Source organism: Desulfobacterales bacterium (genome assembly GCA_029211065.1).
Lineage (GTDB): Bacteria > Desulfobacterota > Desulfobacteria > Desulfobacterales > JARGFK01 > JARGFK01.
Window position 1 is genome coordinate 1 of record JARGFK010000136.1, and the last position, 10,673, is coordinate 10,673.

The window sequence follows — 10,673 nt, forward strand, 5'->3', positions numbered from 1 at the left end:
CCAGGAGTATTATTTTGCGCCGCCGGTTGCAGGATATCGCAGGGAACGCGCAGCGAATCGGCAATGGCGTTGAAGCTCATGAACAGCTAAATCACCTTCTTGGTGTCGTTTATTTCATCCTGTCTGGCCCCACTCATCAACGCCACACTTCCGTGGGCCAGTGAGCAGTAGTCACAGCCGTTAACCAGAGAGACGGCCATGGCGATGAGTCCTTTGGTCTTGCGGTCCAGCCCGCCTTTATCCAGCATGATTTCCTTCTCACGCTGTCAGTTGAGTCCCAGCCATTCCGGGTCCACCGCAGCCTGGGCCTTGAAAAAATTCGGCACCATGCCGAACGCCTGCTGAATCTCTTCGTAAATCTGCTTTGATTTTCCGGTGGCATCTTCTTCGGATAATAGTGCGCTCATACAATGTTTCTCTCTTTGGATGTAACGATCATTATTTATTTCGGTACGTTATTAATCTTTCATGGACATTTTCTTCCAGCTTACGCAGATCTTTGGTGAAATTACGAACACCCTCGGCAAGTTTTTCCACCGCCATGGGATCTTCATTGTGCATCCATCGCATATCCTTTTCCGAGAGAGCATATTTTTTCATTTCCAGCGCTTTTGCCTGAACAGGGTCAAGTTTGCGGACCACGGTGCCTTCCATATTTTCCAGTTCGGCGAGCAGTGTGGGGGAAATGGTCAACAGGTCGCAGCCGGCAAGGGCCAGAATCTGATCGGTATTTCTGAAACTCGCCCCCATAATCCGGGTTTCATAGCCATGATATTTGTAATAGTTATAAATCTTCCGCACCGATTGCACCCCCGGGTCATCGTCTGGGGCATAGGCATCAATGCCTTCTTTAGCTTTATACCAGTCGGTAACCCGGCCAACGAAAGGAGAAATTAGGGTTACCCCAGCTTCAGCGCAGGCGATTGCCTGGGCGAAGCTGAACATCAGCGTCAAATTGCAGTGTATACCCTGCTTTTCAAGGAATTCCGCGGTTCTAATTCCTTCCCAGGTAGAGGCCAGCTTGATAAGAATGCGCTCACGGTCAATGCCAATCTCGGCATACATGTCTATCAGTTCGTTGGCTTTACGGATGCTTCCTTCGGTATTGAAAGACAGCCGCGCATCCACTTCCGTTGACACTCGCCCTGGTACGATGGAGAGAATTTCTCGGCCAAAAAGTACGGCCAGGCGATCCAGGATAAGGACCGTGCGGGCATCTGTTGTGTCTGCCTTGGTGCTCCCGAACGCCACCGCTTCATCAACTAGTTTTTGATACTGCGGTAACTGGGCGGCAGCATAGACAAGCGACGGGTTGGTGGTCGCGTCAGTAGGTCGATATGCCGTGATTGAATCGAAGTCTCCGGTATCGGCAACCACGGTGGTCATTGTTTTCAATTGCTCTAATTTGCTCATCGTCTCCTCCATTTCCGAACCCGCCGAAATGCGTTGTTTATCATCCTCTCCTGTCGGCAAACAGGATCATGAGACCAACCACGCTCTACCGTCCTGCTCGATAAATCGGTTGGCTGCCGACGGACCCCAGGTTCCCGCCGCATACCCTTTCAGTATACGGTCTTTCTCTGCCTGACTCGCCTCCTCCCACTTCTGTAATACCGGCGTCAACAGCCTCCAGGACGTTTCCACCCCGTCTTTTCGCCAGTACAGCGTCTGCTTGCCAAGAATACAATCCAGGATAAGGGTGGAATAATCTTCATCCATTTTCGCGCCGAATGTCTCCCGGTAATCCAATTCCATCCTGAGTGGAGCCAGACACATTTTCGCTCCCGGCACTTTCGCTTGAAAGAGAAGTGAGACGCCCTGTTGCGGCTGGATATCGAAAACGAGCGCATTGGGAGAAGGCACCGGCTGCCCGGATTGACTTCCGCCTGACATACCGTGAGGAACCTTTTTAAAGACAACCGCAATCCTGGTCAGTTTTTTGGTAAGCCGTTTGCCTGCGTGGAAATAAAACGGCACATCTTTCCAGCGCCAGTTATCCACCAGGAGCTTCATGGCAAAATAGGTTTCGGTACAAGACGTGGGAGCAACGCCGTCCTCTTCTCGATAGGCCACGATTTTCTGGCCGGAGACTTCCCCAGCGTCATATTGTCCTCGAAGGAGTTGTGATCCCAGGTTTCCCATGTCAAACGGTCGGATCGATTTCATGAATTTGACCTTTTCATCCCGCACACTGTCAGATGAAAAATCAACCGGCGGTTCCATGCCTAACAGCGCCGCCAGCTGCAGCATGTGGTTCTGGAACATATCCCTGAGCAGACCAGCCTGTTCAAAATAACCCGCTCGGTGTTCCACCCCGAGCTGCTCTGCAACGGTGATCTGCACATGATCGATATGTTGGCTGTTCCATGCGGGCTCGAAAAACCGGTTTGCGAACCTGAACATCAGAATATTCTGAACGGTCTCCTTGCCCAAATAGTGGTCTATCCGATATATCTGGTCTTCGGAAAGATGTTGCAGAAGCTCGCTGTTCAGGGAATTGGCGCTGTCAAAATCACGACCAAATGGTTTTTCAACGATCACCCGGTGATACGGAGCGTTGTTCTGATATTTTCTGACCAGCTTGTCCCTGGCAAGGCCGGAGACGATGGTTGCATAAAGGCCAGGCGGCGTGGCCAGATGGAATACGAAATTACCGCCGGTGTTGTATTTTTGGACAAGCTCTTCGGCTACCCTTTGCAACTGCTTATACCCGTCATCCAAGTCATACTCTCCGGCGACATAGAAACACCTCATGGCAAAAGATTCGACTTCGGATTCCGGGATGTTTCCATGCGCCTGCCGGAGTGAAGCCTTTACCCTCAGCCTGAATGCAGTGTCGTCCATTTTGGATCGGGCAAACCCGACGACAAAAAACTCCTCCGGCACCCTTTTTGTCCTGAACAGAGAAAAAACGGCCGGTAGCAACTTCCGGTGGGTAAGGTCGCCAGAAGCGCCGAAGATCACATAACCGCAGGGGCCTCCAGCAACGATTTCGCAGGATTCGGCACCGGCCTCACTGATCTCTGAACTCAACTTGATTTCCATTGCAAACCTCTCGATATCAACCCGCTGTCTCCTCGTAATGGATGAAGAGCCCGAGGACGTTTTCATCGCTGCCGGCAGGGTTATCACCCAACAACTGTAACGCTCTCGCCACAATGTTCTCCACCGTGAAACCATGCCGTTCAAAAACGATTTTTCCCGGCCCGGATTCCCCGAACGTATCTACGCCGATTACATCGCCGCCATCGCCAGCCAATTTCCACCACCCGACAGAAGACCCCGCCTCAATAACCAAACTTTTTTTAACGGTAGGAGGAATCACGGACATCTTATAGGCATCATCCTGTTCATTGAAAATTTCGATGGACGGCATTGAGACGGCCCTGGCCTTTATCCCTTGTTTGGCAAGTTGCTTATACGCCTCAACGGCAAGGTGAACTCCCGACCCTGTGTCAATAAGAAGCAGGTCAGGGATTTCCGCACAGTCGAACAGCGTATCCGCTCCTTTTGAAACACCTGCAAACGTTCCGTGTTTTTTCGCGTCGAATATCGGCAGGTTCTGCCGGGTGAGAACCAGCACCGTGGGATTTTTTCTGGCAATTGCCATGTACCAGGCCGCTGCGGTTTCGTTGGCGTCCGCAGGCCGGATGCCCGTCAGGTTCGGTACTGCCCGGGCCGAGATAAGTGGCTCCACCGACTGATGGGTGGGGCCGTCCTCTCCAAAACCGATACTGTCATGGGTAAAGACAAAAATGGCATGCGCGTTCATCAGAGCGGCAAGCCTTATGGCAGGCTTTATATAATTGAAAAAGGCAAAGAAGGTAACCGAGTATGTTATCAAGCCGCCATGCAGGGCAATCCCGTTGGTGATGGCGCCCATGGCGTGTTCCCTGACCCCGTAGTGAATTTTCCGGGCAGCGTGATCCGTTGCCCCGAAATCACCCTGGCCGGAAAGGTAGGTCTCGGTCGAGGGATTAAGATCGGCCGAACCTTCGATACATCCAGGCATGTGCTCCGCGATGACCTGTATGATCTTGCCGGACGAGCTTCGGGTCGCTATTGGCTTCTCGTTCACTGGAAAAACCGGCAATCCGGCCCATAGCTTCTCCTTGATTTTTCCAGCCTGATCCTGTTCATACTGCTCGGCCAGTTCTGGTGATTTTTGTCTATATTCTGCAAACAGTTTCTTCCACTCCGCCCCTTTTCGCTTTCCCTCTTCCTGCAGTCGCTCAAAATGCCAGGCGACTTCCTTTGGGATGTAAAAGCTTTTTTCAGAAGGCCAATCGAAAAACTCTTTGGTTCCCTTAAGAGCTTCTTCACCAAGCGGTTCACCGTGGGCAGCGGCGGTATCTTGTTTTGGCAAGCCAAAACCGATATGGGTCCGCGCCAGAATAAGGCTGGGCTTGTCGGTAGTGTTTTGTGCCTGCTTCATCGCTTCCGTCAGTTTCGCAATATCGTTGCCGTCATCAAACCGCAAGGTATGCCAGCCGTAGGCGTCGAAACGTTGCTGTACATCTTCGGTAAAGGCCACCTTTGTGGGTTCCTGAAGTGAAATATGATTGCTATCGTAGAGGTAGATAAGTTTGCCCAGCTTTAAAGTTCCGGCCAGAGATGCCGCTTCAGAGGTGAGTCCTTCCATCAGATCCCCGTCTGATACAAACGCATAGGTATAGTGATCGACTATATTAATCTCCTCGGTATTGTAGCTGTCAGCAAGAGCCTTTTCCGCGATCGCCATGCCAACCCCCATGGCAAACCCCTGCCCGAGCGGCCCGGTGGTAGCCTCCGCCCCGGGGGTCATGCCGTACTCCGGATGGTCTGGGGTAATGCTGCCGGCTTGTCTGAACTTTTTTAAGTCTTCAAGTGTCAAGCCATATCCGAAAAGATGTAGGACCGAATACAAAAGTGCGGAACCATGCCCGGCGGACAGCAAAAACCTGTTCCGATTGAGCCATTTCGGGTTCAGGGGGTTATGATGCATAATTCGTGAATACAGCGCATACACCATAGCGGCCCCGCCCAGAGGCAGGCCGGGATGCCCTGACCTTGTATTTTCTACCATATCCAGAGAAAGCATCCTCAATGTATTGATGCTCAGTTCATCAATGTTTTTTTTACTTTACGCACCTCTCAATTATCCACATTTCGGCTCACAGTTCCGCCGCCGCCACTATGCCCCACCCCAGATCATCATCAGCTCCAAGATGATCCTTATCCGTGCGTCGCCGGGCCATGTGACTCAGGATCTCCCCGGCCAATTCCTTGCCAAGCTGGACGCCTTCCTGATCAAAGGAATTGACATCCCAGATAAAGCCCTGCATGACGATCTTGGTCTCATAAATAGCCAGCAGCGCCCCCATGATATACGGGGTCAGCCGATCGGCCAGCAGGATGCTGTTGGGTCTGTTGCCGGCAAAACGTTTATTGGGGTTCTCATGATCTCGGCCGGTGGCCATGGCCAACGATTGGGCTAGCAGGTTGGCCAGCAGTTTGTCCTGAGACGTGGTCTTTTTAATGATGATGTCTTGCTGATATTGATTGTGACGAAAGCCGATAAACTCAACCGGCACGATGGTTGTGCCCTGGTGGAGAAGTTGATAAAAGGCGTGCTGGCCGTTGGTGCCCGGTTCTCCCCAGATAATGGGGCCGCTCTGCACGGTGAGCGGGTTGCCCTGGCGGTCAATAGATTTGCCGTTGCTTTCCATGTCGCATTGTTGCAGATGGGCGGTAAAACGAATCAGTGCCTGGCTGTATGGAAGAACAGCTACTGTTTCATGCCCTAAGAAAGTATGGTTCCAGATACCGAGCAGGGCCATCAGCAGGGGGATGTTTTGCCGGATATCAGCCTCTTCTGCCGCCCAGTCAATATCATTGGCGCCGCGCAAGATTTCAACTAAAGCCTCGTAACCCAGTGCAAAACCCAACATCACTGCTCCGACCATTGAGGTCGCGCTATAACGGCCGCCGATATAGTCAAACATGTAAAAAGAGTGGAGATATCGGGATGGATTGTCCATGGGACTATCTTTGCCGGTGACTGCGATAAAATGTTTGTTGGGATCAAGACCGGTCGCGATGAAAGCTGCCCTGACCAGCTCTTCATTCGTCAGAGTTTCAAGGGTGGTGCCGCTTTTCGAAACCACGTTGACCAAGGTGCGGCTCAGGTCCAGGTTGCCCAAGACACAGGTCGCGTCATCGGGATCGACATTGGAAATAAACTGCACAGACCTCTCCTGAATCCTATAGGCTGCCAGGGCCAGATACAGGGCGCGGGGCCCCAGGTCCGAACCGCCTATACCGATCATCACCATATTGGTAAAGCTTTCTCCTGCTTTATTGACGATACGCCCGCTTTCAAGGTCCCCTAGAAATGCTTGCAGCTTGTCAAGCTCCGTCTTGGCCTGGGCAGTCGCCTCGGGATGAGCCGGGGTTCCGAAGATGTCACGGGCGGCAGAGTGTAAGACCATACGTTCTTCGCTTTCGTAGCCCTCGATCCGGTTGATTACCTTGCCTTGCTTCATTTCCTTGAATTGACGCACAACCTGGCTTTCATTCGCTAATTCCTGCAAGGCGTTCAGCACGCCCGTATTCACCCGCTGGGCCCCGTACAGGAGTTTGAACTCTCCAATTTGGCAGGCATAGGAAAGAAGCCGTTCACGGGTCAGCGCTCCCGGGCGGTTCAGGCAAAAAGGTGTTTCAGCCAGCTTCCGGAGTTTTTCATAAGCAGGATGAGATGTGATGCTCCTATAATAGGCCATTTTCCATTCCTCACGGTTTTTATACATGCGATGCGGATTTCTTCCCTACCTGGGAAACAATATATTCGGCTGCGGTAAACATGGTTTCGGCGACATAAATTTGTCCCTGTTTTCCCAGCAATTTTATTTTGGCAAGTTCACCTGGCTCATTGACGAAAGGAATGAGTATACCTGTTCCATCAATCTTGAGAGCGGTTCTTATATCGCTTGCCCGATCACCAATGACATAGATATCGGCATTTTCAGGCGTTATCCCTTCGGCTTTCAAGGCATTGAAAACCATGCCGAGGCCGGGTTTCAGGCAATGGCAATCATGGACCAGATGAGGATGGAAATTTGTGCCCGGTTTCCGGCTGACATATTTCGGGGTGGCGTGAGGGCAGAGAAAGTAACCGTCAAGGCGGGCTCCACTGTCTTTGAACATTTCAACCACGAACCGGCAGACCTCACGGGCCCTTCCCTCGGTCAGCAGGGCGAAATCGCTGATGGCAACGCCAGGCTGATTGGTGATCATGTAGATTCCGGCCCCGGCAATGGTGTTGAGCCGGCGTACTCCCTCAATGGCATTTGGAAGGATCTTTACTTTCTCAGGCCAATTATTATCACTGCCCAGAAAGAGGTGTTCTCTTGAATCATGGATAAGTGTTCCGTCCCGGTCGATACAGATGATTGCTTTATTCATTTTCATTCCTGTCAGGTAAGGCAAGTTATGGCTACGGCTCGTTCAAATTCCAGTCGTAGTCATCGAGCAACCCCTTGCTGTATGTCCGCAGGGACTCGTCCAGGTCTTCTTCCGCGTATTGCCGCAAGTGCTGGACCACGCTCTCCTCGGAACCACCGAAATCCACTCGGAACCACTTGTAAATACTGGAAACGATCAATTTGCCATTAACCATCCGCGCCCCCCTGGGGCTGTTGACATACGCCTTGGCGCCGGCCTGTAGCAGCTCTTCCGTGTTGGCGGCGGTAAAGGCCACGGGCTGCAGGTTCGGGCAGCCAATGCTCGCGCAGTTCACAGCATAATGGATACGGTTGTCCTTGAAGATCGGCCGCAGGATGCGGTGCTCGATATCGTTCAAGCTGACCTTTTCTCCTTTGATGGTGAGCAACTTGGCATCCCACGGGCCATTGCTGAAAAAGCCGGGCGATATGTCGATGTCCATGATGCTTTTTACCGGATAGTGGTCCAGGATGACCTGTATGGTGAGAGCATTGTACAGGTTTATCCAGTAGGCAAATTGCTCCTTTCTGTTCAGTGAGGAAACCTCGACCTGCTGCAGATATTCAAGATATTCCGTAAGCTTTTTCTCGTCCTCCTGCGAGACGTCTCCATAACGAAACAGGTTAATCCCGGAAGGATGGTCGGTGACCAGATACTTTTTCAGTACCAAGTCCCAGGAACGATGGTCGACGGTGGTTGTGCTGTCTGACGCCTGTTCCTGCCAGCGCGGCCAGAGATCTGGGGATGGTGCGGCGTTGACGCAGGAAAGCCAGAATATTGCAAGAAGAACCGGAAAAACAGACAGCGGAAGATGTCTGGATATAACTGGTGAAGGGTTGATATTCTTCATCACATTCCCAATGATTAATGTTAATCGTTTTGCACGGTAAAGCCTACCAAAATGCCGCGATGATTCCGTAGACAAAATTAAGAGCTATTACTACCACGGGAGTTACTGTTCCAAAACCCAGTCCGAGAATTCCCTTTCCCATATCTGGAAAAACCATAAAGAGCATCATTGAGGATGGCAGCAAGCTGAAAACTCACCCCCGCAACACAATTCGTTTTTGCCATAAGGGAAGCAGCAACAGTAACATCCATATCCCACTCCAAACCATGCGCTGGTAAAGCCATGAGGGAGTGAATTCCGGTTTCATGGTGACTCCCAGCATCCCGGTAATCCCTATGTGGGAAAGAACCCAGATATTGATGCTGTCCGCTAAGCCACCTAAAGCACCGCCTGTGAATGCCCCACTCAGTTTTCGTACGATTCTCAGCTTTTCTCCTTCGTTATAGATTTTCAGTTCTCCGGTGAAATCCCAAAAATGAAATGGCTTTGTTGCATCCTCCTGATTTTATGCAGGCGAACCGCCTGCGACAGCACCCGTTCAGGTGGATCCCTGGCCGGCGGTGCATCCGAAACAGTGCTCGCTTAACACGATCTTCCGCCGCGAGAGGACCTCATAATCAAAATCCCGTATGTGCCTTGGACAACCGTCGTCCACTGGCAGTCCAACGACCAGATTAAAATCGCAGTCGGAAAGAACGCCGTCCCAGCCGACACTCACCAGCCGCCGGCACATGATGCCGTCAAGCGTTGCTGGGTTGAAGGCCTGCCGCAATTTCTCCAGGTAGGTCTCATAGCCGCCCGTTGTAACAAGAAAATCCTTGAAACGGCCCAAAGGCATGTTTGCCAGGGTATAAAGGCTATTGAACCGAACCCCGAAATTTTTCTGCAGTTCCTTACGGTATTGAGCTTCCAGAGACTCCTGGGAAGAAGGCAGAAATGCACCATGCGGATTATGAACAATATGGATTTTCAAACCACTGTCCTCTTGTCCATAGCCATGCTCATTTAGAATTTGCAGCGCTTTTATGCACCGCTCGAAGACGCCTTTGCCCCGAACCGCATCGACGTTGGCGATACGGAAATATGGAAGGGACGCGATAATCTCCACTTTGTTTTCTCTGTAGAAAGCGGGAAGGTAGGCCTGATCCGCCTCGAAAAAAATGGTTAGGTTGCTGCGGGCCATGACATGGCGCCCCATGGCTTTTGCGGCAGTGACCAGGAAGCGAAAAGCGGGATGCAATTCAGGCGCGCCGCCTGTGAGATCAAGAATTTTTATCGGTGATTTTTCAAGGGCATCGATAACAGATTCAATATCGGCTCTTGCCATCATTTCAGTCCGTGATGGCCCGGCCTGCACATGGCAGTGCTTGCAGGCAAGGTTGCAGCGTCGACCGAGATTAACCTGCAGGGTATCGATTCCTTCGGCTGTGACGGGCAATCTGCCAATTGTTGCCAATATTCTGGAGAAATCATTGATCGCCATCGACCCTTTGCTATCGCACTCCAATAATAGATCGTCCATGTCTTTTATTCCTGCCAGGCAGACCTGGCTGTATATTAAAGTTAAACCAGAATCGTTCGTGCGAAATTTACAGGAACGCTTCTGGAGCGATGCTAGCATTCCAAAGTATCAGCAACCCTCGTGTTTCTTCTTTGATTTTTTCTTTGCCTGTTTGGAACCCAGAGTTTTCATGTAGGCGATCAGGTCCTGCATCTCTTCGCCTTGAGGGTCAATGGCAATTCCACCCAGTGGTTTTTCGATGCAGACGTTAACCATTTCCTCGACATTGTTTTTTCCCATACCCATGATGGTCAGTTTTTTGCGATCGAACAGGTCACCGCCAAGACTTTTGCCGTTGGCGTGGCAGGTATTGCAGCTCTTGCCGGTGGTGCCGCCGCCAAGGGCCGGGCTTTCGAACAGGGCCTTGCCTTTTTCGATGTTTGCCGCATAAGCGAGGGAGAGCGTTCCTGCTGTTACCAGCGCTGTTGCCAGAATAACCATTTTTTCTTCATGATGTACATCTCCTTGCGTTGAGTTATAGCTAAATTGAGCAGCTTGTCTGCTCGCACAAAATTATGCCTTGTGCTATACGAGGGGTATATCAGGCGATTTCGCCAACCCTGCGCAATCGTTCCAGGTCGGGAATCACCAGGAACCGGCCTTCCGCCTCGATCAGGTCATCATTTTTCATTTTATTGAGGGTTACGGTCACGGTCTCCCTGGTGGAGGCGATCAGGTCTGCAAAATCCTGATGGGTGAGTTTCATTTTCAGGAGATACCCATCCCCATGCGGAACCGCGAAATCTTCGAGCAGGTTGACGATGGTCTTGGCAAGCCGTT

The 10,673-nt window shown here is 51.5% G+C and carries 11 protein-coding genes; all 11 read right to left on the bottom strand.

Going from position 1 to position 10,673, the window contains the following annotated elements; translation table 11 throughout:
- Nucleotides 1–86: 86 nt before the first annotated feature.
- Nucleotides 87–248 (bottom strand): carboxymuconolactone decarboxylase family protein, encoded by a 162-nt coding sequence (locus tag P1P89_20335; protein ID MDF1593864.1) that lies wholly within the window; start codon nt 246–248, stop codon nt 87–89.
- A gap of 18 nt (nt 249–266) precedes the next feature.
- Nucleotides 267–407, bottom strand: a complete 141-nt coding sequence (locus P1P89_20340; protein ID MDF1593865.1) for a hypothetical protein — start codon at nt 405–407, stop codon at nt 267–269.
- Nucleotides 408–438: 31 nt separating this feature from the next.
- Nucleotides 439–1,413, bottom strand: a complete 975-nt coding sequence (gene tal, locus P1P89_20345; GenBank protein ID MDF1593866.1) for a transaldolase — start codon at nt 1,411–1,413, stop codon at nt 439–441.
- Between the two features lie 66 nt (nt 1,414–1,479).
- A complete protein-coding gene (zwf, locus tag P1P89_20350; GenBank protein ID MDF1593867.1) occupies nt 1,480–3,045 on the bottom strand; it encodes a glucose-6-phosphate dehydrogenase in 1,566 nt (521 codons plus the stop codon).
- A 16-nt stretch (nt 3,046–3,061) separates the two neighbouring features.
- Entirely contained in the window at nt 3,062–5,110 is a 2,049-nt protein-coding gene (gene tkt / locus P1P89_20355) for a transketolase (protein ID MDF1593868.1), read from the bottom strand.
- A gap of 43 nt (nt 5,111–5,153) precedes the next feature.
- Nucleotides 5,154–6,761, bottom strand: a complete 1,608-nt coding sequence (locus P1P89_20360; GenBank protein ID MDF1593869.1) for a glucose-6-phosphate isomerase — start codon at nt 6,759–6,761, stop codon at nt 5,154–5,156.
- Nucleotides 6,762–6,780: 19 nt separating this feature from the next.
- Nucleotides 6,781–7,443 (bottom strand): hypothetical protein, encoded by a 663-nt coding sequence (locus P1P89_20365; protein MDF1593870.1) that lies wholly within the window; start codon nt 7,441–7,443, stop codon nt 6,781–6,783.
- Nucleotides 7,444–7,474: 31 nt separating this feature from the next.
- Nucleotides 7,475–8,332: a DUF547 domain-containing protein gene (locus tag P1P89_20370; protein MDF1593871.1), complete on the bottom strand. Its 858-nt coding sequence runs from the start codon at nt 8,330–8,332 to the stop codon at nt 7,475–7,477.
- 538 nt (nt 8,333–8,870) lie between these two features.
- Entirely contained in the window at nt 8,871–9,854 is a 984-nt protein-coding gene (arsS, locus tag P1P89_20375) for an arsenosugar biosynthesis radical SAM protein ArsS (protein ID MDF1593872.1), read from the bottom strand.
- A 108-nt stretch (nt 9,855–9,962) separates the two neighbouring features.
- Entirely contained in the window at nt 9,963–10,334 is a 372-nt protein-coding gene (locus P1P89_20380; GenBank protein ID MDF1593873.1) for a hypothetical protein, read from the bottom strand.
- Between the two features lie 100 nt (nt 10,335–10,434).
- The coding region (locus P1P89_20385; GenBank protein MDF1593874.1) for a helix-turn-helix domain-containing protein at nt 10,435–10,673 on the bottom strand (239 nt) is incomplete at its 5' end.